Source organism: Burkholderia sp. B21-005, assembly GCF_020843965.1.
In the GTDB taxonomy this organism is placed as follows: domain Bacteria; phylum Pseudomonadota; class Gammaproteobacteria; order Burkholderiales; family Burkholderiaceae; genus Burkholderia; species Burkholderia ambifaria.
The window spans coordinates 2,660,321-2,683,250 of the sequence record NZ_CP086301.1; the positions used below are offsets into that span (position 1 = coordinate 2,660,321).

The 22,930-nt window shown below is 68.5% G+C and carries 17 protein-coding genes; 10 read left to right on the forward strand and 7 right to left on the reverse strand.

What is annotated here, in order from left to right; genetic code table 11:
• Positions 1–28 precede the first annotated feature (28 nt).
• Both argH and LMA02_RS12380 read left to right on the forward strand, forming a co-directional pair.
• Positions 29–1,438 (forward strand): argininosuccinate lyase, encoded by a 1,410-nt coding sequence (gene argH / locus LMA02_RS12375; protein ID WP_175696694.1) that lies wholly within the window; start codon positions 29–31, stop codon positions 1,436–1,438.
• A 94-nt stretch (positions 1,439–1,532) separates the two neighbouring features.
• The gene (locus LMA02_RS12380; protein WP_228905189.1) at positions 1,533–2,216 is read left to right on the forward strand and encodes an HAD family hydrolase; all 684 of its coding nucleotides are present in this window, start codon (positions 1,533–1,535) and stop codon (positions 2,214–2,216) included.
• 89 nt (positions 2,217–2,305) lie between these two features.
• Here LMA02_RS12380 and LMA02_RS12385 read toward each other — a convergent pair whose 3' ends face one another.
• The 5 genes from LMA02_RS12385 to apbC form a co-directional block, all read right to left on the reverse strand.
• Positions 2,306–3,136 carry a lysozyme inhibitor LprI family protein gene (locus LMA02_RS12385; RefSeq protein ID WP_228905190.1) on the reverse strand — a complete coding sequence of 277 codons (831 nt, stop codon included), beginning with the start codon at positions 3,134–3,136 and terminating at the stop codon, positions 2,306–2,308.
• Entirely contained in the window at positions 3,136–5,415 is a 2,280-nt protein-coding gene (locus LMA02_RS12390; RefSeq protein WP_138847327.1) for an arginine/lysine/ornithine decarboxylase, read from the reverse strand. The genes LMA02_RS12385 and LMA02_RS12390 overlap by 1 nt, the downstream gene beginning before the upstream one ends.
• A gap of 81 nt (positions 5,416–5,496) precedes the next feature.
• Complete coding sequence (gene dcd, locus LMA02_RS12395; protein ID WP_228905192.1) at positions 5,497–6,066, reverse strand: dCTP deaminase; 570 nt, start codon at positions 6,064–6,066, stop codon at positions 5,497–5,499.
• A 192-nt stretch (positions 6,067–6,258) separates the two neighbouring features.
• Positions 6,259–6,795 carry a superoxide dismutase [Cu-Zn] gene (gene sodC / locus LMA02_RS12400; RefSeq protein ID WP_105787525.1) on the reverse strand — a complete coding sequence of 179 codons (537 nt, stop codon included), beginning with the start codon at positions 6,793–6,795 and terminating at the stop codon, positions 6,259–6,261.
• Positions 6,796–6,928: 133 nt separating this feature from the next.
• Positions 6,929–8,020, reverse strand: a complete 1,092-nt coding sequence (gene apbC / locus LMA02_RS12405; RefSeq protein WP_228905194.1) for an iron-sulfur cluster carrier protein ApbC — start codon at positions 8,018–8,020, stop codon at positions 6,929–6,931.
• Between the two features lie 356 nt (positions 8,021–8,376).
• On the opposite strand from apbC, the gene LMA02_RS12410 reads away from it, so the two are divergent.
• The 4 genes from LMA02_RS12410 to LMA02_RS12425 all read left to right on the forward strand — a co-directional run bounded on the left by LMA02_RS12410 (position 8,377) and on the right by LMA02_RS12425 (position 14,101).
• A complete protein-coding gene (locus LMA02_RS12410; protein ID WP_006755121.1) occupies positions 8,377–9,024 on the forward strand; it encodes an OmpA family protein in 648 nt (215 codons plus the stop codon).
• Between the two features lie 376 nt (positions 9,025–9,400).
• Entirely contained in the window at positions 9,401–11,563 is a 2,163-nt protein-coding gene (metG, locus tag LMA02_RS12415; RefSeq protein ID WP_228905196.1) for a methionine--tRNA ligase, read from the forward strand.
• A 206-nt stretch (positions 11,564–11,769) separates the two neighbouring features.
• A complete protein-coding gene (locus LMA02_RS12420) occupies positions 11,770–12,978 on the forward strand; it encodes a hypothetical protein (RefSeq protein ID WP_228905198.1) in 1,209 nt (402 codons plus the stop codon).
• Positions 12,962–14,101 (forward strand): DNA methyltransferase, encoded by a 1,140-nt coding sequence (locus LMA02_RS12425; RefSeq protein ID WP_228905200.1) that lies wholly within the window; start codon positions 12,962–12,964, stop codon positions 14,099–14,101. The genes LMA02_RS12420 and LMA02_RS12425 overlap by 17 nt, the downstream gene beginning before the upstream one ends.
• A gap of 24 nt (positions 14,102–14,125) precedes the next feature.
• Here the strand turns inward: LMA02_RS12425 and LMA02_RS12430 are convergent, their stop codons facing one another.
• Both LMA02_RS12430 and LMA02_RS12435 read right to left on the reverse strand, forming a co-directional pair.
• Positions 14,126–18,211, reverse strand: coding sequence for a translocation/assembly module TamB domain-containing protein (locus LMA02_RS12430; protein WP_228905202.1), 4,086 nt, complete (start codon positions 18,209–18,211; stop codon positions 14,126–14,128).
• A gap of 28 nt (positions 18,212–18,239) precedes the next feature.
• On the reverse strand, positions 18,240–20,066 hold the full coding sequence (locus LMA02_RS12435) for an autotransporter assembly complex protein TamA (protein ID WP_228905204.1): 1,827 nt from the start codon (positions 20,064–20,066) through the stop codon (positions 18,240–18,242).
• A gap of 264 nt (positions 20,067–20,330) precedes the next feature.
• Between LMA02_RS12435 and LMA02_RS12440 the strand changes: the two genes are divergently transcribed.
• The 4 genes from LMA02_RS12440 (at position 20,331) to panD (ending at position 22,923) form a co-directional block, all read left to right on the forward strand.
• The gene (locus LMA02_RS12440; RefSeq protein ID WP_166726287.1) at positions 20,331–20,519 is read left to right on the forward strand and encodes a DUF3460 family protein; all 189 of its coding nucleotides are present in this window, start codon (positions 20,331–20,333) and stop codon (positions 20,517–20,519) included.
• A 4-nt stretch (positions 20,520–20,523) separates the two neighbouring features.
• Positions 20,524–21,396, forward strand: coding sequence for a segregation and condensation protein A (locus LMA02_RS12445; RefSeq protein ID WP_166726286.1), 873 nt, complete (start codon positions 20,524–20,526; stop codon positions 21,394–21,396).
• 259 nt (positions 21,397–21,655) lie between these two features.
• Complete coding sequence (panC, locus tag LMA02_RS12450; protein ID WP_228905206.1) at positions 21,656–22,495, forward strand: pantoate--beta-alanine ligase; 840 nt, start codon at positions 21,656–21,658, stop codon at positions 22,493–22,495.
• 41 nt (positions 22,496–22,536) lie between these two features.
• On the forward strand, positions 22,537–22,923 hold the full coding sequence (gene panD, locus LMA02_RS12455) for an aspartate 1-decarboxylase (protein WP_006754524.1): 387 nt from the start codon (positions 22,537–22,539) through the stop codon (positions 22,921–22,923).
• Positions 22,924–22,930 lie beyond the last annotated feature (7 nt).

Below are 22,930 nucleotides of genomic sequence, written 5' to 3' on the forward strand. Positions count from 1 at the left end.
CCGCCCAACTCCCCTTCGAAGAATCGCCATGACGTCCCAACTGCACAAAAAGGGCGAGGCCTGGTCGGCCCGCTTCTCGGAACCGATGTCGGAGCTGGTCAAGCGCTACACGTCGTCGGTGTTTTTCGACAAGCGCCTCGCGCTCGTCGACATCGCCGGCTCGCTCGCGCACGCGAGCATGCTCGCGGCGCAGAAGATCATCAGCGCCGACGACCTCGCCGCGATCGAACGCGGGATGACGCAGATCAAGGGCGAGATCGAGCGCGGCGAATTCGAATGGCAGCTGGATCTCGAGGACGTCCACCTGAACATCGAGGCGCGCCTCACCGCGCTGATCGGCGACGCCGGCAAGCGCCTGCACACGGGCCGCTCGCGCAACGACCAGGTCGCGACCGACATCCGTCTGTGGCTGCGCGGCGAGATCGACCGCATCGGCGGCCTCCTGAACGACCTGCGCGGCGCGCTGATCGACCTCGCGGAGAAGAACGCCGACACGATCATGCCGGGCTTCACGCACCTGCAGGTCGCGCAGCCGGTCACGTTCGGCCATCACCTGCTCGCGTACGTCGAGATGTTCACGCGCGACACGGAACGCATGCGCGACTGCCGCACCCGCGTGAACCGCCTGCCGCTCGGCGCGGCCGCGCTCGCGGGCACCAGCTACCCGATCGACCGTCACGCCGTCGCGAAGACGCTCGGCTTCGACGGCATCTGCGCGAACTCGCTCGACGCGGTGTCGGATCGCGACTTCGCGATCGAATTCACGGCGGCATCCGCGCTCGTGATGACGCACGTGTCGCGCTTCTCCGAAGAACTCGTGCTGTGGATGAGCCCGCGCGTCGGCTTCATCGACATCGCCGATCGCTTCTGCACCGGCAGCTCGATCATGCCGCAGAAGAAGAACCCGGACGTGCCCGAGCTCGCGCGCGGCAAGACGGGCCGCGTGAACGGCCACCTGATGGCGCTCCTCACGCTGATGAAGGGCCAGCCGCTCGCGTACAACAAGGACAACCAGGAAGACAAGGAACCACTGTTCGACACGGTCGACACCGTCGCCGACACGCTGCGGATCTTCGCCGAGATGGTCGCGGGCATCACCGTGAAGCCGGACGCGATGCGCGCGGCCGCGCTGCAGGGCTTCTCGACCGCCACCGACCTCGCCGACTATCTCGTGAAGCGCGGGCTGCCGTTCCGCGACGCGCACGAAGCCGTCGCGCACGCGGTGCGGATCTGCGACGACCGCGGGATCGACCTCGCCGACCTGACGCTCGACGAAATGAAGCAGGAACTGCCGAACGTCGCGCACCTGATCGGCGACGACGTGTTCGGCTATCTGACGCTCGAAGGTTCGGTCGCAAGCCGCAACCACGCGGGCGGCACCGCGCCCGACCAGGTGCGTGCGGCGGTCAAGGCTGCCCGCGCCGCGCTCGGCACGTAAGCCCGTCGTCCCGGACGGACGCCTCCGGCGTCCGTTTCTCATTCGGGCGGCCGCCGCGCCGCCCATTGCCTGCCCCGCTTCCCGGATACCGCCGATGACCTTCTCCGCCGCGCTCTTCGACATGGACGGCCTGCTCGTCGATTCCGAGCGGACCATCATGAACACGTGGATCGACGTGTCGAACGCACACGGCGTCACGTTGACCGAGATCGACTACCTGCAGATCGTCGGGCGCTCGTTCGCCGAAGGCCAGGTGATTCTCGCGCGGCTGATCGGCGACACCGATACGTTCGACGCCGTGCGCCTCCTCGTGCGCGAACAGCTCGCCGCGCCCGAACCCCATCCGAAGTTTCCGCTGAAAGCGGGCGCGTTTGCGCTGCTCGAGGCGCTCGCGCAGGCCGGCATTCCGTGCGCGGTCGCGTCATCGTCCGCGCGCGACGTGATCCGTGCACGGCTCGACGCGGTCGGCGTGCTGCCGTTCTTCCGCGCGATCGCGGGCGGGGACGAAGTCGCGCGCGGCAAGCCCGACCCGGCCGTGTACCGGCTCGCGGCCGAGCGCCTCGGCGTGCCGGCGCACGCGTGCGTCGCGTTCGAGGACAGCGACTTCGGCGCGCAGTCGGCCGCCGGCGCCGGCGCATCGGTCGTCACCGTGCCCGACCTGAAGGCGCCGACGCCCGAGATCGTCGCGCTGAGCCTGCACGTGCTCACGTCACTCGACGATGCGGTCGCGCTCGTGCCGTCGTGGTTCGGCGGCCTCGACACGCAGCAATCCGCGTAAGCGCCGCACGCGGCACGCCACATGCAAACGGGCACCCGAGGGTGCCCGTTTTGCGTTGCCGCGCCGGATGACCGGCGTCGCGGCGATGCCTACTTGTTGCCGGCCGTCTCCGACAGCCGCTTCATCGTCGCGATGCGCGCGCCGATCAGGTCGACGCGCCCGTCCTCGCCGACGAGCGGCGCGGTCGCATCGCGGAACCCGACCCATGCGCGTTGCGCGCGCACGAGCGTCGAGGTCGAATGCGCGGGCATCTTGCGACGCAGCTTCTGGTAATAGCGGTTCAAATCGAACAGCGCATGCTCGCACGCGGCATCCTCCCCGCACGGCCGCACGCGGCGGATCGCCGGATCGCGCGACCCGTTCGCCGGCTTGCCGCCGACTGCCGCGGCGGCGCCCGGCGCCGCGCTCACACCGCCCTGCGCACCGCTCGTGGCGGCCACCGGCACGGCGGCAGGCGGCGGCGCATAGCGGTCGGCCGCCGCGCGTAGCGCCAGCGCGCGATCGCGCACCGGCTGCAGTTGCATGTCGGCGCTCGACATCGCGTATGCCGTGCCGCGCGTCGTGTCGTACACGGCCTTCAGCAGCTGAATTTCATCCTTGCGCCACGTGACCCAGTGGCGCTGGCTGTCCTGCCAGCCGCGCTTCACGTCGGCCGGCGCATCGTCCGACAGGCGCTGGTACGCGCGGTCCATCACCGTCTGCCACTGCTGCTGCGCCTCGCCCATGCACTGGATCTGGCCGGCCGTCGACGACCGGTCGCGCCGCGCGAGACACTGCCGCATCGCGACGTCGATCGGGTCGGCCGCCGCCACTTCCGCATGCGCGGCATTCAACCCCGCCGGCCCTGCCGACCACGCGGCCCAGACGACGAGCGCGGCCAGCGCCGCGCGCATCGTCCGGATTCGTCCCTGCGTCGCCATCAGTCGCGCACGCAGTCGACGAAGTACTCGACGCGACCGTTCACTTCTTCCGCGACGAGGCCGTGGATGTCGGTATGGAAGCCCGGGAAGCGTTCGTTGAAGTCGCGCGCGAACCGCAGGTAGTTCACGATCGTCTTGTTGAAGCGCTCGCCCGGGATCAGCAGCGGAATGCCCGGCGGGTACGGCGTCAGCAGGATGCTCGTCACGCGGCCTTCGAGCTCGTCGAGCGGCACGCGGTCGATCTTGCGGTGCGCGAGCTTCGCGAACGCGTCCGACGGCTTCAGCGCCGGCTCCATGTCCGACAGGTACATCTCCGTCGTCAGGCGCGCGATGTCGTTCGCACGGTACACGTCGTGGATCTGCGTGCACAGGTCGCGCAGGCCGACGCGCTCGTAGCGCGGATGCTGCGCGACGAATTCCGGCAGCACGCGCCACAGCGGCTGGTTGTTGTCGTAGTCGTCCTTGAACTGCTGCAGTTCGGTCACCATCGAGTTCCAGCGGCCCTTCGTGATGCCGATCGTGAACATGATGAAGAACGAGTACAGGCCGGTCTTCTCGACGATGATCCCGTGCTCGGCCAGGTACTTCGTGACGATCGCGGCCGGAATGCCCGTCTCGCCGAACTCGCCGTCGACGTCGAGCCCCGGCGTGATGATCGTCGCCTTGATCGGGTCGAGCATGTTGAAGCCTTCCGCCAGCGGGCCGAAGCCGTGCCAGTGGTCGTTCGGCTTCAGCATCCAGTCCTCGCGCGAACCGATGCCTTCTTCCGACAGGTCGTCCGGGCCCCACACGCTGAAGAACCAGTCGTCGCCGTATTCGGCGTCGACCTTGCGCATCGCGCGGCGGAAGTCGATCGCCTCGGCGATCGATTCCTCGACGAGCGCGGTGCCGCCCGGCGGCTCCATCATCGCGGCCGCGACGTCGCACGACGCGATGATCGCGTACTGCGGGCTCGTCGACGTGTGCATCAGGTACGCCTCGTTGAAGCGGTGCTTGTCGAACGTGCGGTTCTCGGAATCCTGCACGACGATCTGCGACGCCTGCGAGATGCCCGCGAGCAGCTTGTGCGTGGAGTGCGTCGCGAACACGAGCGCGCCCGTGCGCGGACGGCCGTCGCCGATCGCGTGCATGTCGCGGTAGAAGTCGTGGAAGGTCGCATGCGGCAGCCACGCTTCGTCGAAGTGCAGCGTGTCGAGCAGGTCGCCGAGCAGGTCCTTGATCATCTCGACGTTGTAGACGACGCCGTCGTACGTGCTCTGCGTGATCGTCAGGATGCGCGGCTTCAAGTCCGGATTCTCGCGCAGCGCTTCGCGTGCGAACGGGTTCGCCTCGATCTTCTTGCGGATGTTCTCCGGCTTGAATTCGTCGCGCGGGATCGGCCCGATGATGCCGAAGTGGTTGCGCGTCGGCGTGAGGAACACCGGAATCGCACCCGTCATCGTGATCGCGTGCAGGATCGACTTGTGGCAATTGCGGTCGACCAGCACGATGTCGCCGGGCGCGACCGTCGCGTGCCAGACGATCTTGTTCGACGTCGACGTGCCGTTGGTCACGAAGAACAGGTGGTCCGCGCTGAAGATGCGCGCCGCGTTGCGCTCGGAGGCCGCGACCGGGCCCGTGTGGTCGAGCAGCTGGCCGAGTTCGTCGACTGCGTTGCAGACGTCCGCGCGCAGCATGTTCTCGCCGAAGAACTGGTGGAACATCTGGCCGAGCGGGTTCTTCAGGAACGCGACGCCGCCCGAGTGGCCCGGGCAGTGCCACGAGTACGAGCCTTCGTCCGCGTACTTGACCAGCTCCTTGAAGAACGGCGGCGCGAGCGAGTCGAGATAGACCTTCGCCTCGCGGATGATGTGGCGCGCGACGAACTCCGGCGTGTCCTCGAACATGTGGATGAAGCCGTGCAGTTCGCGCAGGATGTCGTTCGGCAGATGCCGCGACGTGCGCGTCTCGCCGTACAGGAAGATCGGGATGTCCGCGTTGCGGCGGCGCACTTCGGTCACGAACGCGCGCAGCTCGATGATCGCGGTCGCCAGCTCGGGCAGTTCGCCGTCCGAGCCCGTTTCGCCGAGCATGAGTTCGTCGTCGTCGATCGACAGGATGAAGCACGACGCGCGGCTCGACTGCTGCGCGAACGACGTCAGATCGCCGTAGCTCGTGAGGCCGAGGACTTCGACGCCCTCCTTCTCGATCGCTTCGGCCAACGCCCGGATGCCGGAGCCCGAGATGTTCTCGGAGCGGAAATCTTCGTCGATGATGACGACGGGAAAACGAAACTTCATGGGCGATTCTCCAAAAAGAACGACCGCGGCGCGTCACGCGCAGCGGTCACCCGGAAACCGGTGAGACGATATGCAACCAGATCAGGTTTTCGGCAGCGTGACACCACGCTGACCCTGATACTTGCCGCTGCGATCGGCGTACGACACGTCGCACACCTCGTCGCTTTCGAAGAACAGCACCTGCGCGACCCCTTCGTTCGCGTAGATCTTCGCGGGCAGCGGCGTGGTATTCGAGAATTCCAGCGTGACGTAGCCTTCCCACTCGGGTTCGAACGGCGTCACGTTGACGATGATCCCGCAGCGCGCGTACGTCGACTTGCCGAGGCAGACCGTCAGCACGGTGCGCGGGATGCGGAAATATTCGACGGTGCGAGCCAGCGCGAACGAGTTCGGCGGGATGATGCACACGTCGCCCTTGAAATCGACAAACGAGCCCTCGTCGAAGTTCTTCGGATCGACGATCGTCGAATTGATGTTGGTGAAGATCTTGAATTCGTCCGCGCAGCGGATGTCGTAGCCGTAGCTCGACGTGCCGTAGCTGACGATCCGGCGACCATCCTCGGACGCGCGAACCTGATCGGGCACGAACGGCTCGATCATCTTGTGTTCTTCGGCCATGCGCCGAATCCACTTGTCGGACTTGATGCTCATGCCAGCCTCCGGGCCGTCCCAGGAAGGCTGAGCGCCCCGTCGGAGGGCAGCGAACAAAGTGAGCGTTGGGGTCGTTTCATATCGGGGCGCCTGGAAACGCTGCGTGACAGTCGGTGACGGCCGTACCCGCGAGGCGGCGGCCGGGAAAGGCGCACATTTTACGCGATCATCGGCTCGCGCACGCGGCGACCGTCAACGGATCACGCCGCACGCGAGCGCAGCGCCCGCGCCATGCTGCGAAAAGATCGGATCGCTCGGGTCGCGGTGCACCAGCGCCGCCCGGTTCAGCGCGGAGCGCACACCATCGAGGGCCAGATCGGGCGCGACGATGAAACCGGCCGCGACGCCGTTCGCGTCCGCATGGATATTGCCGAGGTCGCCGGCGACCCGCGCGCCCGCGCGCAGGCGCTCGGCGGCCGGCGCGAACACCGGGCCGGCGCTCGAGCCGTCGCCCGCGTTGCAGTCGCCGCGCTCGTGCACCTGCAGCGCGTGATCGCTGTTCGGCGGCAGGCCGACCAGGTTGTACGTGACCTGGACGCCGTCCGGGCGTTCGACGAACGTCACCGCGCCGCGTGCCTGCGAGCCGACCGTCGGCTGCAACTGCGCGTCGGCGCGCTTTTCGTGCGACGAGGAAAAGGAGGTACAGCCGGCCAGCAGGCCCAGCGCGGCGGCGGCCAGCAGCGCGCGCCGCGCGCGGCCGGCGCGCACGCCGTGATGTCGTTGGTTCATTCGATCCTCATGCCGGCTGGCGGCTGTTTGATACGGCCGCCATGCCGGGTGGGTAAAGGGACCCGGGAAAAGTCGCCATGATACCGCGCCTCGCGGCGCCGTAAACAGCGTGAGCCCCCGCCCCGCAAGGGTTTTACGTATTTTGAACAACGATCGACGGGAACTTCGACGTCATGTCGCGCGCGCGCTCGGCGATCGCCAGCGCGACGCCGCGCGCGATGTCGCGATAGCGCCGCGCCAGCGCGCCGTCCGGCTCGGCCGCGACCGTCGGCGTGCCGCTGTCGGCGCGCTCGCGGATCGCGATGTCGAGCGGCAGGCTGCCGAGCACGTTCACGCCGTAGTCCTGCGCCATCCGCTCGGCGCCGCCCGCGCCGAAGATGTGCTCCTCGTGGCCGCAGTTCGAGCAGATGTGGATGCTCATGTTCTCGACGATGCCGAGGATCGGAATCCCGACCTTCTCGAACATCTTCAGGCCCTTCTTCGCGTCGAGCAGCGCGATGTCCTGCGGCGTCGTCACGATCACGGCGCCCGTCACCGGCACGCGCTGCGCGAGCGTGAGCTGGATGTCGCCCGTGCCCGGCGGCATGTCGACGATCAGGTAGTCGAGCTCGCGCCAGTTGGTCTGGCGCAGCAGTTGCTCGAGCGCCGACGTCGCCATCGGGCCGCGCCACACCATCGGATTGTCTTCCTCGATCAGGAAGCCGATCGAGTTCGCCTGCAGCCCGTGGCCGACCAGCGGGTTCATCGACTGGTTGTCCGGCGACTCGGGGCGCTGGCCGTGAATGCCGAGCATCGTCGGCAGCGACGGGCCATAGATGTCCGCGTCGAGAATGCCGACCGATGCGCCTTCCGCGGCGAGCGCGAGCGCGAGGTTGACGGCCGTCGTGCTCTTGCCGACGCCGCCCTTGCCCGACGCGACCGCGACGATGTTCTTCACGTTCGGCAGCAGCTTCACGCCGCGCTGCACCGTGTGCGCGACGATCTCCTGCGACACGGCGACACGTGCGTCGCGCACGCCCGGCACGGCCTTCAGCGCAGCGGCGATGCGCGCGCGCACGTCATCGTGCTGGCTGCGCGCGGGATAGCCGAGCACCACGTCGACCGCCACGGCGTCGCCGTCGATCGCGACGTTGCGCACGCCCTTGTTCGCCGCGTACGGACGGTCGGTATTGGGGTCGACGACAGCCGCCAGTGCGGCGTCGACTTGTGCCCGGTCAATGCTCATCGAAACTCCGTGAAAACGTTTTTCTCCCGCGCAAACGTCAAAAAATATCAAATTACGCTGCGAAAATCGGGAAAAGTGAAAGAATCTGTTGCATGCCATTGCGCGAACGCGCGCGGCGGCGCACTCTTCGCGTGCGGCATGCTATGGGGCCAAATCGGCCGCCAACCGCCTATATTGTAGAGGCTGACGCGTCACCCTGTCCGGAACAGCCACGCTGGCGAACAGGGCATGCAGCCGCCTCGGCGGCTGCCGCGCGCCCGGGCCTGCCCTCCTTTTTCGGGCACCCGTGGAGGGAGCCGTAACTGTTGTTTGTCGTCGTTGTCGACTCGTTCAACCAAGAAAGAGAGGAATCCAAGATGAACATGAAAATCGCTACCCGCTTGTCCGTCTTCGCATTGGCCGGCGCATTGCTGGCAGGCTGCGCCACGCAGCAAGGCAACAACGCGGCTGTCGGCACCGGCACCGGTGCGGCGCTGGGCGCGGGCATCGGCGCACTGGCCGGTGGCGGCAAGGGCGCGGCGATCGGCGCGGGCGTCGGCGCACTGGTCGGCGGCGTGACCGGTTACAACTGGCAAGCGATCAAGAACAAGCTCGCACCGTCGGCCGCCCAGACCGGCACGCAAGTGACCGAGCAGCCGGACGGCTCGCTGAAGCTGAACGTGCCGAGCTCGGTGACGTTCGCGACGAACCAGTACGCGATCACGCCGGCCTTCACGCCGCTGCTGAACGACCTGGCGACGACGCTGAACCAGAACCCGCAACTGACGGCATCGGTCGTCGGCTACACGGACAGCACGGGTTCGGCACAACTGAACCAGACGCTGTCGCAGAACCGTGCGCAAAGCGTCGTGAACGCGCTCGTGCAGCGCGGCGTCGCGGGCGGCCGCCTGTCGGCCCAGGGCATGGGCGCGTCGAACCCGATCGCGGACAACGCGACCGAAGCCGGCCGTGCGCAAAACCGCCGCGTCGAGATCTACCTGCGCGCGCCGCAGCAGCATCAGTAAGCATCGCCACGAGAGGGAACGGGGCCGTGCGCCACGCGCTCAGCCCCGCCGCACAAGGCTTCCAGCAGGATCCGTAACAAATCGAAAAAAATTTCGAACTTCCGTCGCGGCCTGCGGTCTGTCTTTACGGTACGCGGCTGGCGCTGCCGGCGCGTCACCATTCTCCTCTTGTCGTTGTTGCTCCGGGGCCGAATCCGCCCCGGTTTTTTTTGCCCGAAAATCGTGTGCTGCATTGCAGCATTTCACTACCGGGCACGCGCCCCCCGCCCTCTCGCCCGTTGCGGCGCCCGCTCCCGAACACCCGCCCCGGCTGACCGGCGCGCGCCCCTGCTAGAATCGCAGTTTCCGTCGTTTCCGCCGTTCTTCTACAGACCCTATGTCCGCATCCGACCTGACTTCCGTGCAGGCTACGGCGCCGCAAGGCCGCCGCCAGATCCTCGTTACGTCCGCACTGCCCTATGCCAACGGCCAGATCCACATCGGCCACCTGGTCGAGTACATCCAGACCGACATCTGGGTGCGGACGATGCGAATGCACGGCCACGAGGTCTACTACATCGGCGCCGACGACACGCACGGCACGCCGGTCATGCTGCGCGCCGAGAAGGAAGGCCTCACGCCGAAGCAGCTGATCGACCGCGTGTGGACCGAGCACAAGCGCGACTTCGACAGCTTCGGCGTGTCGTTCGACAACTTCTACTCGACCGACTCGGACGAGAACCGCGTGCTGAGCGAGAACATTTATCTCGCGCTGAAGGAAAACGGCCTGATCGCCGAGCGCGCGATCGAGCAGGCGTACGACCCGGTCAAGGAAATGTTCCTGCCGGACCGCTTCATCAAGGGCGAGTGCCCGAAGTGCCACGCGAAGGACCAGTACGGCGACAACTGCGAAGTGTGCGGCTCGACCTACCTGCCGACCGAACTGCTGAACCCGTACTCGGTGGTGTCGGGTGCGACGCCGGTGCGCAAGACGTCGACGCACTACTTCTTCCGCCTGTCCGACCCGCGCTGCGAGTCGTTCCTGCGCGAATGGGTCAGCGGTCTCGCGCAGCCCGAAGCCACCAACAAGATGCGCGAATGGCTCGGCGACGCCGGTGAAGCCAAGCTCGCCGACTGGGACATCTCGCGCGACGCGCCGTACTTCGGCTTCGAGATCCCGGGCGCGCCCGGCAAGTACTTCTACGTGTGGCTCGACGCGCCGGTCGGTTACTACGCGAGCTTCAAGAACCTGTGCGACCGCGAGGGCATCGACTTCGACGCGTGGATCCGCGCGGGTTCGACGGCCGAGCAGTATCACTTCATCGGCAAGGACATCCTGTATTTCCACACGCTGTTCTGGCCGGCGATGCTCGAGTTCTCGGGCCATCGCACGCCGACCAACGTGTTCGCGCATGGCTTCCTGACGGTCGACGGCGCGAAGATGTCGAAGTCGCGCGGCACGTTCATCACCGCGCAGAGCTACATCGACACCGGCCTGAACCCCGAATGGCTGCGCTACTACTTCGCCGCGAAGCTGAACGCGACGATGGAAGACATCGACCTGAACCTCGACGACTTCCAGGCGCGCGTGAACAGCGACCTCGTCGGCAAGTACGTGAACATCGCGAGCCGCGCGGCCGGCTTCCTGATCAAGCGTTTCGACGGCCGCGTGCAGGACAGCGCGATGAACCATCCGCTGGTCGCGAAGCTGCGCGATGCGATTGCGTCGATCGCCGCACACTACGAAGCACGCGAATACAGCCGCGCGCTGCGCCAGACGATGGAACTCGCGGACGAAGTGAACGCGTACGTCGACGGTGCGAAGCCGTGGGAACTCGCGAAGGATCCGGCCAACGCGGTCGCGCTGCACGAAACCTGCAGCGTGAGCCTCGAGGCGTTCCGCCTGCTGTCGCTCGCGCTGAAGCCGGTGATGCCGCGCGTGGCCGAAGCCGTCGAAGCCTTCTTCGGAGTCGCGCCGCTCACGTGGGCCGACGCCGCGACGCCCCTGTCGTCGGCGCAGCCGATCAAGGCGTACCAGCATCTGATGACGCGTGTCGATCCGAAGCAGATCGACGCGCTGCTCGCCGCGAACCGCGATTCGCTGCAGGCCGACGCGGCGGGCGCCGCTGCCGCGGGCGCGACCGCCGCCAACGCCGCGAAGGACGCGAAGAACGCCAAGGCCAACGCGAAGGCGGTTGCCGCGAACGGTGCCGACGACGCGCCGATCTCGATCGACGATTTCGCGAAGGTCGACCTGCGCATCGCGAAGATCGTCGCGTGCCAGGCCGTCGAAGGCTCGGACAAGCTGCTGCAGCTCACGCTCGACATCGGCGAGGAAAAGACCCGCAACGTGTTCTCGGGCATCAAGTCGGCCTACCAGCCCGAGCAGCTCGTCGGCAAGCTGACGGTGATGGTCGCGAACCTCGCGCCGCGCAAGATGAAGTTCGGGCTGTCCGAAGGGATGGTGCTCGCCGCGTCGGCAGCCGACGAGAAGGCCGAACCGGGCCTCTACATCCTTGAACCGCACAGCGGCGCGAAGCCCGGCATGCGCGTGAAGTAAGCAGCACACGCCGCTGCTTGACCAAGAAAGCCTCGCACGATACGTGCGGGGCTTTTTTTCATGGCGTGGCGCGTGCAGCACCGCCCGACGCGCAGCGCGCGCGAGTTCCGCTAACATGGCGACGACATCGGGCCCGCCGGATTCCGAAGACCGCCTCGAGCGGTCACCCCTGGCCGTGGCGGCGGGCCTCGCCCCAGAACAACGACATGACACACACTTCCGACGCCCCGCCAGCGGAACGCACGCGTGCTTCGCCGCGCCCGAGCCGTGCCCGCGCCCCGATCACGATTCCGCTCGTGCCGATCGCGCACGCCAACGCCGTCGCGCCGCTCGTCGCACGCAGCCGCGCGTTCGACACGCTCGCCCGGCGCTTCGCCTGGCTCGCGTTGCGCGAGCCGCCCGCCGACGACAGCCGCCGCTGGCATGTCCATACCGTTGCCGGCCGAACGATCCGCTTCGCGCAGCCGCTCACGTTCACGCCTTACGCCGCGGCGCAGCCCTGCTCCGCACGCTGCCGGTTCTGCTCGGAAACGCTGGTCGACGAAACCGCGTCGGGCCCGGTCGCGGCAGGCCTGCGCCCGCCGGCTGACTATTTCGACACGCTGCGGCGTGCGCTGCGGGCCCTGCGCGGCGTGCCGCTGTCGTACTCGCTGTCCGGGCTCGAGAACACGGACGATCCGCGCTGGCTGCTGTCGCTCGTCGCGACGCTCGGCGCGGCCGGCGACGACGGTCCGGACGCGACCGGCAGCGTGCTGTACACGAACGGCGCCGGGCTCGTCGAACACGGTGACGCGCTGCTGCCGGCCCTCGCGGACTTCGGGCTGTCCTGGCTCGAATGGTCGCGTCATCACGACCGCGACGACGTGAACCAGTCGATCATGCGCTTTCGGCCCGGCCGGCACGTGATGCACCAGCACGCATTCGAGACGGCATTTGCCGCCGCGCGCGCGCACTTTCCGGTCAAGCTCGTCTGCATCGTGCAGCGCGGCGGCATCGAGACGCCGGCGGACGTGCTCCGCTACCTGGCCCACGCGCGCGCGCTCGGCGCCCGCGCGGTGATCTTCCGCGAGTTCTCCGCGCTGCCCGACACCTATCGGCACAACGCGACGCGGCGCTACATCGACCGCACGCGGGTTCCGATCGACGCGCTGCTGCTTGCCTGCACGGCGGACGCCGCGTTTTCCGCGCAGTACGAACCGATCGCGCTGACGGGCGGCTACTACTTCTGGAATGCGCGCTGGACGCATCGCGACGGCTTCGAGGTCGTGTTCGAGACCTCCGACTACGGCGCGATGCGCGAGCACGAGTTGCGCGACGCCGTGTACAAGCTCGTGTTCCACCCGAACGGCAACCTGTGCGCCGGCTGGCATCCAGCGCGCGACATCCTGTGGAGCAACGATGACCCTCGTGACTAGCTGGCTGCGCCTGACCGACGAGGCCGCCGACACCACCCTGCCCGCCGACCTGCGCGCGCGGGATGCGTTTGCCGCGCGCGATTGCGGCTGGGTCGAGCAGATGGTGCCGTTCATCGGCAGCCACGCGACGCCGGGCGGCTGGATCGTCGATCCGTTCGGCGGCTTCGGCACGACGCTCGTCGCGGCCGCGCGATGCGGTGTGCCGGCGCTTGGCGTCGAGATCGACCCGACGCGCGTCGCATTCGCACGCGAACGACTCGCGCGCACGGGCGCGCCAGCCGCCCGCTACCCGGTGCTGGCCGGCGACCTGTCGAGCGACGCGACGCAGGCCGCGGCACGCCGCACCGGCGGCCCGTTCACGCTGTGCCTGACGAGCGTGCCGTACTTCGGCTGCGCCGGGCTGCCCGACAGCCCGCGCGACGGGCAACTGTACGGCGTCGATTGCTATGCGCCGTATCTCGAACGGATGCGCAACGTGTTCGCCGGCGTGCATGCGCTGCTCGAACCCGGCGGCTGGTGCATCGCGATGGCGCAGAACCTGCGGGTCGGCGGCCGGTTCGTGCCGCTTGCATGGGATGTCGCGCGGCTGCTCGGCGAGCGCTTCGTGTTGCACGAGGAACGCGTGCTGATCTACGAGCGCGCCGACGGTCCCGCGCCGCACGGCGCCGGCGCCACCGACCGCACGCATGAATACGCGCTCGTGTGCCGCAAGGCGCCGCTCGCGAGCGACGCCGACGCGGCCCGCGCGCTGGTTGCCGCGCTGACGCACGCCGGTTTCGCGTTCGCGGTGATCGGCGGCTTCGCGCGACAGCTCGCGGCGGCAGCGGACGATGCCGCCGCCGATGCGCTGCTGAACGACGTCGACCTCGTCGTGCCGCCCGACGATGCGGACCTGTCGCGGCTGCTGCAATGGCTCGACGCCGACGGCTTCTCGATCGAATCGTGGAATGCGCGGGTGACGCCACCGGTGGCCGCCGCCGCGCTGCAATACCGCCACTACTTCCGCGCACGGCGGCTTGATGCACGCGGCCGCTGGCTGCAGGTCGACGTGACGGTGGCCGCTACGCGGGAAGCCTTCGACGCATGCATGCGCGCCAACCTGGGGCCGGGCGCGTCGGGCTGAGCGGGCCCGGAGCGCGCCCCTTGATCACCGCTGGCTGAACCAGCGATCGAAGCGCCGCGTGTAGTTCAGGTCGACGCCCTGGAACGTGCCGCCATACGCGGACACCGACCAGAAGCGCGTCAGGTTGATCGTCGCCTTGAACGCGTTGCTCGCCGATTGCAGCCCTTGCTCGTAGCCGAGCACGAAGCGCTCGTTGATCGCCTTCGAGATCTGCACGACCTGCGAATCGGTCAGGCCGACATCGCTGCGGCCGATCGAGAATTCGTCGAGACCGATGCTCTGCGCGACCCGCTTGCCGGTCGCGCTGCCGAGCAGCGCAAGCGCGGCGGTCATCGCATTCTGCTGGCCGACGTTGTTGCCCTGGTCGGTGCCGTGACCGAACAGCAGCCACGACAGCTTCTCGTTGTCGGTGACGTTCGGCTCGGACACGAGCTTGACCGTCGGCGACTGGATCGTGCCGATGACCTGCACGCCGGCCTCGACCTCCTGGTTGCGCCGCATCGCGAGGATGTTGATGCCCGGATTCGACACCGGGCCGTTGAACGTGAAGAAACCGTTCTCGACCGCGAGCTTGCGGCCGAACGACGTATAGGTCGACCCTTCCGTCACGCGCACGTTGCCGACCGCGCGCAGCGGCACGCCCGGCGCGCTCATCACGGTGATCGTGCCGCGCAGCCCGAGGTCCGCGCCGTGGCCCCTGAAGCGGAAGTTGTTGCCGAGGCCGATGTCGATGTTGGCGCGCGGCGCGAGCGACGGCGCCGGCTTTTCGTCGACCTTCTGCGGCTTCGCGACCGCGGTGCCCGTCTGCACGTCACCGCGCACCGTGCCGTCCGGGCGCACGATCACGACGTCGTCGGACAGATGCGGCGCCCCGTTCTCCGGCAGGTCGAACAGCGCGCGATCGACGACGAACTTGCCGTCGATCGACAGCGCGCCGCGCGGCCCGTCGTTCGCGACGGTCGCCTTGCCCGACAGCGACAGCTTGCGGTCCGGTGCCGCGAACAGCTCGAGCTTGTCCGCGACGATGCTCGCGGTCAGGTCCGGCGCCTCGCCGTCGAGACGCACGCGGCCGATCGCGCGCAGCGTGCCGTCGCCACCGTGGAACTCGACCTGCTGGAATTCGACGAGGTTCTCCGCGAGCTTCACGCGCACGATGCCGTCCTTCAGCTGCACGCCCTGGTCGACGAGCGTCGCGGACAGATCGTCGCCCGTCAGCATCCCCGACACGTTCGGCTTCACCGGCGTGCCCGCGATCGTCAGGTTCAGCGCCGCGCGCCCGCCGAGCAGGTAGCTCGGCCCGAACAGGTTGCCGGTCGCCTTCAGTGACGGGATGTCGGCGTCGATGCGGCCCGACAGCGGGCCGTCGTCGACGACGCCGAACACGCCGTCGCGCAGCGCGAACGGCACGGTGACGTTCGCGGCGAGCGAGCCGATCCGGTTCGCCTTCGCGAGCGCCACCACGTTGAGCCGGTTGCCGGGGACGAAGCTCGCGCGCGCGGACAGGTCGGTCAACCCGAGCGATGCGATGCCGCGCCCGCTCTCGATCGTCACGTCGCCGCCGCGCCGCTTCACCTGCACGTGGCCCGTTGCATTCGCGCCGAGCGAGAAGTCCCAGTCGGCATCGAGCACGACGTCGGTGCGCACCGGCGGCCGCTGGCCCGTCAGCACCTGGCGGATCTCGAAGAAACGCGCGACCGATGCATCGCGCACGGAGCCTGCGGAGCGCATCTGGCCGCGATCGAACACGAACGACTTCAGGTCGATCGCCGCGCCTTCGAGCGTGAGCCGCGTCGCGCCGAGCGTCACGCGGCCGGCGCCGGCCGAGACGGTGAGCGGCGCCTGCAGCGCGAGCGCCGGCGTGCCGCGGTTCGCGAGGCGCGTGACGGTGCCGTCCCAGCGCATCCCGTCGCGGTTCTCGACCACGCCGCCGTTCGCCGCGAGCGTCAGGTTGATCACGCGGCCGTCGGCGATCCCCATCGCTGACGCATCGAGCGTGTGCTTCGCGCGCGTGCCGTCGAGGTTCGCGCGCAGCGATTTCAATTGCAGCGAGCCGAGCGCGATATCGGTCGCGTCGGCCGTGAACACGAGCGCGCCGTGCGCGCCGTCGCGGATGTCGGCGTGGCCCTGCGCGGCGCCGATCCGGTTCGAGCCGACCACGACGTGCTGGGCCTTGTAGGTGGCCGTCACGTTCGGATGCGCGAAGCTGCCGGTCAGGTCGCCCTGCGCCTGCACGAGCCCCTGCATGCCGAAGCCGAGCCGGTCGAGCTCCGGCGCGTCGACGACGAAGTGCAGCCGGTCGCCCGGCGCGCCGAAGCTGCCGCGCAGGTCGACATGGTTGCCCGCGATCGACAGGGTCGCGTTGCTCGGCAGAATCCGCGTGCCGACCAGTTGCACGACGCCGGCGCCGGTCAGCGGCACGCCGTCGTACAGGCTGTCGCCGAGCTTGAAGGTCGCCTTTGTCGACACCTGCGGCGCGAACGCGCCGGAGGCCGTCAGCGTGCCCGATACGCGCGTCTCGCCGTGCTTGGCCGGCGCCTTGGTTGTCGCTTTAGCCACGTTGGCCGTCTTTGCCGGCTTTGCAGCCGCCTTTGCAGCCGGCTTGCCGCTAGCCGCGCCCGGCGCATTCATCGCGGCGAGCAGCAGCGGATCGAACGCTGTCAGCGTCGCCTTCGCGTCGTAGCTCGAATGCGCGTCGTGGCGGAACACGCCCGTCAGGTCGATACGGCCCTTGCCGGCCGTCACGCGCGCATCGGTCAGCACCGTCTGTTGCGCCGTCAGCGCGACCTTCGCACGCGCGCCGAGCGCGAGCTTCGGATCGTTCAGGTTGAAGTCGACGGTCGTCACGTCGCCCGCGAGCGTCACGCCGAGCGGGCCGCCGAGGCGCATCGGCCGCAATTGGGCGACGAATGCATTGAGGTCGAGATTCGCGACCTGCAGGTCGAAGCGGCCCTTGCCGCCCGTCAGCGTGCCGCTGCCGGTCACGCTGCCGTCGCGGATCAGCTTCAGCGCGAGGCCGTCGATCCGCTGCGCATGCGCGTCGAGATTCACGGTCGCATGCGCGTCGACGACCGGCAGCAGGTGCTCGCCGAGCAAGCCGGGCTTCGCGTTGACGATCGACACCGGGCCCGTCACCGCGAAGCCCTTCGCCGGTGCGGCGCCGGCCGGCGCGGTCACGGGCGCCAGCTCCGCGCGCACCGCGAGATCGGCGGCCGGCGCGCCCGGCGAAATCGCCTGCGGGTTCACGTGCTCGAACGCGATCGACGCCCGCGTGAGCGGCACCGCGCCGAACGGCGCGGCCTCGACGTGCGCGCGCCCGTTCAGCTTCATCCCGCTCGCGGCGACGTCGGCGACCAGCGCCTCGAGCGAACCCGATACGTTCGCGCTCGCGTTGACCGGTTCGTCGGCGAGCTTGCCCACGTAGGTCGCGTTGCCCGTCAGCGCGAACGGCTTCACGCCGTCGAGCTTCGCGCGCGCGGTGAGCGCGCCGTACGGCGTGTCGACGCCGTCGAGCGCGAGTTCATGGTGACGGCCGTCGCTGCGGCCGTTCAGCGCGAGATGGTCGAGCTGCGTCGTCGAGCCGCCTTCGTGGATCGCCAGGTGATCGACGCGCAGATCGTCGATCCGCACCTGCAGCGGCAGGCTCAGGTCCTGCGGTGTCGTGGCCGGTGTCGACGGCCCCGGCACGATCCGCACGTCGATCGTGCCCGCGCGCAGGTACGCGACCGACAGCCGCCACGGCGCGCGGGTCAGCGCCCAGCGGCCCTCGAGCCGGTCGATCCGCACTTCGGTGCCGGCGCCGCCGGGGCTCGTCCACGCGAAGCCGCGCAGCCGCACGCCGGTCGCGAGCGCGCCGCCTTCCAGCGTGCCCGTCAGCCGAGCGCCCAGCACGCGCACGGCCGTCTGCCATGCGAGCCGCGTGCCGCGCTCGGTCGTCGCGGCGGCCAGCACGAGCCCGACCGCCAGCACGACGAGCAGCACGACCGTCGCGAGCGTCCACCCGACGATCCGGCCCGCCCGCGCGCGGCGCGGTGCGCGCGGCGGCGCGGCGGGCACGCGCTCGGGCGAATCCGGATCGTGAGGCGGCGGGGTGTCGTTCGGGTCCTTCGTCATGCGGTTCGTCGTGGATCGGGCAATAAGGTCAGAAAGCGATGCCGAGCGTCAGGTACGGGCGCACGCTGTGGTTGCGCAGCCCGTACGCGACGTCGACGTTGATCGGGCCAACCGGGCTGCGCCAGCGCGCGCCGATGCCGACACCCGGGTAGAACACCTTCTCGCCCCACGCATCGGTCGCGGTGCCGATGTCGAAGAACGTCGCGGCGCCCCAGTCGCGGTTGAACCAGTGCTGGTATTCGGCGGTGCCCGTCATCAGGTACTTGGTCGGCAGCACGGAGCCGGCGACGCTGTTGCCGATGCTCTGGTAACCGTAGCCGCGCACCGAGTTCGAGCCGCCCGCGCGGAACAGCAGCGACGCCGGCACGCCGGTCGAGCTGCCGCTCGTGAACACGCCGCCGAGCTCCGCGCGGAACACGAACAGGTCGCGCTTGCCGATCGGCACGTACTGCTGGCCGCGCGCGTAACCGCGGATGAAGGTCTGGTCGGTCAGCACGCCCTTGATCGCGAAGCCGGCCTCCGCGTGGATCAGGTTGCCCGAGCGCGGGAACAGCGGATCGTCGACGTTGCGGCGCGTCCATGACCACTGCGGCACCAGCGCGCGGCTCGTGGTCGGGCCCGCGCCGTTCTGGTCGAGCCGGTCCTGGTAGTACATCAGCGAGTACGCGTAGTCGATGAACTGGCCGGTGCGCGTACGCTGCGCGCCGATCCGCGCGCTGTAGATCCGCGTGTCCGACACGTTGGTGTTCGTGTACGACGCGAGCACGCTGTTGGTCCACCCCTTCTCGCCGGGCGGCATCGACAGCTGCACCTGGCCATACTGCTGGATCTGGTCGACCCGGCCCGACACGGTGAACGGCCACGCGGCGCCGAACGTGTCGAGGTACGTGTACGAGCCCTGCACGTGCGGGCCCGTGTCGGTCGCGTAGCCGACGCCGCCGCGAATGTTGTTGTACGGGAACTCGCTGACCTTCACATGCACGGGCGTGAGCTCGGGCTTCGACGTGTCGTCGCCGACGTCGATCGCGACGCTCGCGTAGTACGGCGTGTTCTGCAGTTGCCGCTGCAGCTCGGTGATGCGCCGTGCGTCGTAGATCTCGCCTTCGGACAGCGGGTTGACGTTCGTGACGATCTTCTCCGGATAGCGGCGCACGCCGTCGACGTCAACCTTGCCAATCGTAAATGTCGGGCCGCTGTCGAACGCGACGGCCAGCGTCGCGCGCTGCGTGCGCGGATCGATGCGCGCCTCCGACGACGTGATTTTCGCGCCCAGGTAGCGGCGCGACTGCAATTGCTTGAGCGCCTCGCCCTTTGCGGTGTCCCAGTCGGACTGCGTGAATGGATCGCCGGGCTTCAGCGAGAACGCGAAGCGGGTCGCGGTCTCCTGCTTCGGATCCTCGGTGTCGACGGGCCCCTTGAACGTCAGGTCGACCGTCGACACGACGGTCTGCGGCCCCGGATCGACGGCGACACGGACGTCGCGCTTGCCGTCGCGCGTGCGCACGTCGGTGCGCACGACCGGCGAAAAATAGCCGGCCGTCGCGGCCAGGTCGCGAACCTGCTGCGGCGTGGCGGTCACGAGGAAGTCGAACTGGTCGTCGCTGATGTCGTCGCGCTTCGCGAAGCGCGCAATGTCGAGATGGGCCTTGAGGAGCTTGCGGATCGAGCGCGGCGCGTCGATGTCGACGTCGTACTTTGCGTAGGCCGGCAATACGACGCACGCGGCGAGACAGCCCACGAGGGCGGCCCGGGCCGCGGCACCGACGCCGCGCCGTGCGCGATCACCCACGTGACGGGCCGCGCGCGGCCCCGCCTCATGCGCCGGATATGCTTGCTGGTTCGCCTGACCCGCCAAATATGACCTCGCCCTCGGTTGTCATGGTTTCGTGGAAAGCCCTGTATTTGACCACAGGGCAGCGGCCCTGCCCGCGCGGGCGCCGCTTTGACGCTTGCGCGCAACGACGCGCGCGCCCGGCCAGTCATGCCCGGCCAGCCGCGCCGCACGCGCCGGCCAGCGGATTCGACGCGCGATTGCCGCCGGCTGTTCCCCGCGATGCGGTAAAATCCCGCCATCGAGAATCCGGCGCATCGTGCGCCGCCCGAAACGGAAAGCCAAGCCATGCCGTACCAGTCCGACGTCACGCAATTCCTGAATCAGCTCAAGCAACAGAAGCCGACGCTCGAAGCCGAGCAACGCAAGGGCCGCTCCCTGCTGTGGGACAAGCAGCCGATCGACCTCGACGAGCGCGAAGAGCAGCAGGAATCGCGCGTGAAGCAAACGTCCTACGTCTACTACCAGAACTTCTGACGACGTGAGCGCCGCCGACGAGGCCAGCGCCGCCCGGCAGGACGACGCGGTCGCCGCGCCCGCGGGCGCCGATTCGACGCCCGACACGGTAGACGGCGTCGCGGCATTCGCACGCCTGTACGGCGAGCCGCTCTTCAAGCTGCCGCAGGATCTCTACATCCCGCCCGATGCGCTCGAGATCTTCCTCGAGACGTTCGAAGGCCCGCTCGACCTGCTGCTGTACCTGATCCGCAAGCAGAACTTCAACGTGCTCGACATCCCGATGGCGCAGGTCACCGCGCAGTATCTGGGTTATGTCGACCAGATCCGCACGTCGAACCTCGAGCTGGCCGCCGAATACCTGCTGATGGCCGCGATGCTGATCGAGATCAAGTCGCGGATGCTGCTGCCGGTCAAGAAGGCCGACACCGGCGAGGAAGCCGAGGATCCGCGCGCGGAACTCGTGCGCCGCCTGCTCGAGTACGAGCAGATGAAACTTGCCGCGCAGCGCCTCGACCAGTTGCCGCAGCTCGGCCGCGACTTCCTGCGCGCCGAGGTCTACATCGAGCAGAGCACCACGCCGCGCTTCCCGGACGTCGATTCGAACGACCTGCGCGCCGCGTGGGCCGATGTGCTCAAGCGCGCGAAGCTCGTCCAGCACCACAAGATCTCCCGCGAGGAACTGTCGGTGCGCGAACACATGAGCCTGATCCTGCGCCGGCTGCAGAATGCGCGCTTCATGGAGTTCGCCGACCTGTTCGACACGTCGCGCGGCGTGCCGGTCGTCGTCGTGAACTTCATCGCGATGCTCGAGCTCGCGCGCGAGTCGCTCCTCGAGATCACGCAGGCCGAACCGTTCGCGCCGATCTACGTGCGCCTCGCTTACCTGCCCGCCTAAGGGGCGCCCCCGCGCCCGCGTCGTCCCCGCACACCGCCACGCACCGCATTGCGCCGCCGGGCCCGCCCGCGTGGCCGGCCAGCGGCACGCCCGACTAAAAAGTGAACGACCGTACTTTTTTCGATGCGCCCGGCGGCCAAATCCTCTACAATCCGCCGACGCCCGATGCGCCGCCCGCGCGCCGGCGTTCTCCGCTTCGACCCCGACGCCGCTGTTGCGGCGCCAACGCGCGCATGCGCGAGGAACCCGCTACCCGATCATGAAAGTCATCAGCTCGATCCAGGAACTGCGCGACCAGTTGCGCGGCCAGAACCGCACGGCGTTCGTGCCGACGATGGGCAACCTGCACGAAGGTCACCTGTCGCTGATGCGCCTCGCGCGCCAGCACGGCGACCCGGTCGTGGCGAGCATCTTCGTCAACCGGCTGCAGTTCGGCCCGAACGAGGATTTCGACAAATATCCGCGCACGCTGCTGGACGACATCGAGAAGCTGCAGAAGGAAAACGTCTACGTGCTGTTCGCGCCGACCGAGCGCGACATGTATCCGGAGCCGCAGGAGTACCGCGTGCTGCCGCCCGACGACCTCGGCGGGATCCTCGAGGGCGAGTTCCGCCCCGGCTTCTTCGCCGGCGTGTGCACGGTCGTCACGAAGCTGATGTCCTGCGTGCAGCCGCGCGTCGCCGTGTTCGGCAAGAAGGACTACCAGCAGCTGATGATCGTGCGCCGGATGTGCCAGCAGCTCGCGCTGCCGGTCGACATCATCGCGGCCGAGACCGTGCGCGACGAGGACGGCCTCGCGCTGTCGTCGCGCAACCGCTATCTGACGACCGACGAGCGCAAGGAAGCGCCCGAACTCGCGAAAACACTTCAGCGCGTGCGCGACGGCGTGCTCGGCGGCGAACGCGACCTCGGCAAGCTCGAGCAGACCGCGTGCACGCACCTGGCCGAGCGCGGCTGGGCGCCCGACTACATCTCGATCCGCCGCCGCGCGAACCTGATCGCGCCGAGCGCCGCCGAGCTCGAAGCCGGCGAGCCGCTCGTCGTGCTCGCGGCCGCGAAGCTCGGCGCGACGCGCCTGATCGACAACCTGGAAATCTGACGGGCCGCCCGCCCTCGCCTCTCACGCATCACGGAGATACCATGCAGCGCCACATGCTCAAATCGAAGATCCACCGCGCGGCCGTCACGCACTGCGAGCTGCATTACGAAGGCTCGTGCGCGATCGACGAAGACCTGCTCGAAGCAGCGAACCTCGTCGAAAACGAACGGATCGACATCTGGAACATCAACAACGGCGAGCGCTTCTCGACGTACGCGATCAAGGGCGAGCGCGGCAGCGGGATGATCTCGCTGAACGGCTCGGCCGCACGCCGCGCCCAACTCGGCGACCTCGTGATCATCGCGGCGTTCGCGATGGTCGACGAAGCCGAGCTGCAGGCCGGCTGGAAGCCGAAGCTCGTGTTCATCGACGAAGGCAACAAGATCAAGGGCCACCGCGATCACGTGCCGACCCAGAACTGGACCTGAGCCAGGC

Coding starts and splice junctions, on each gene's coding strand:
- apbC (WP_228905194.1), bottom strand. CDS start 8,020: ATGAGCATTGACCGGGCACAAGTCGACGCCGCACTGGCGGCTGTCGTC.
- LMA02_RS12430 (WP_228905202.1), bottom strand. CDS start 18,211: ATGACGAAGGACCCGAACGACACCCCGCCGCCTCACGATCCGGATTCG.
- LMA02_RS12425 (WP_228905200.1), top strand. CDS start 12,962: ATGACCCTCGTGACTAGCTGGCTGCGCCTGACCGACGAGGCCGCCGAC.
- argH (WP_175696694.1), top strand. CDS start 29: ATGACGTCCCAACTGCACAAAAAGGGCGAGGCCTGGTCGGCCCGCTTC.
- LMA02_RS12440 (WP_166726287.1), top strand. CDS start 20,331: ATGCCGTACCAGTCCGACGTCACGCAATTCCTGAATCAGCTCAAGCAA.
- sodC (WP_105787525.1), bottom strand. CDS start 6,795: ATGAACCAACGACATCACGGCGTGCGCGCCGGCCGCGCGCGGCGCGCG.
- LMA02_RS12390 (WP_138847327.1), bottom strand. CDS start 5,415: ATGAAGTTTCGTTTTCCCGTCGTCATCATCGACGAAGATTTCCGCTCC.
- LMA02_RS12385 (WP_228905190.1), bottom strand. CDS start 3,136: ATGGCGACGCAGGGACGAATCCGGACGATGCGCGCGGCGCTGGCCGCG.
- LMA02_RS12410 (WP_006755121.1), top strand. CDS start 8,377: ATGAACATGAAAATCGCTACCCGCTTGTCCGTCTTCGCATTGGCCGGC.
- dcd (WP_228905192.1), bottom strand. CDS start 6,066: ATGAGCATCAAGTCCGACAAGTGGATTCGGCGCATGGCCGAAGAACAC.
- panD (WP_006754524.1), top strand. CDS start 22,537: ATGCAGCGCCACATGCTCAAATCGAAGATCCACCGCGCGGCCGTCACG.
- metG (WP_228905196.1), top strand. CDS start 9,401: ATGTCCGCATCCGACCTGACTTCCGTGCAGGCTACGGCGCCGCAAGGC.
- LMA02_RS12420 (WP_228905198.1), top strand. CDS start 11,770: ATGACACACACTTCCGACGCCCCGCCAGCGGAACGCACGCGTGCTTCG.
- LMA02_RS12380 (WP_228905189.1), top strand. CDS start 1,533: ATGACCTTCTCCGCCGCGCTCTTCGACATGGACGGCCTGCTCGTCGAT.
- panC (WP_228905206.1), top strand. CDS start 21,656: ATGAAAGTCATCAGCTCGATCCAGGAACTGCGCGACCAGTTGCGCGGC.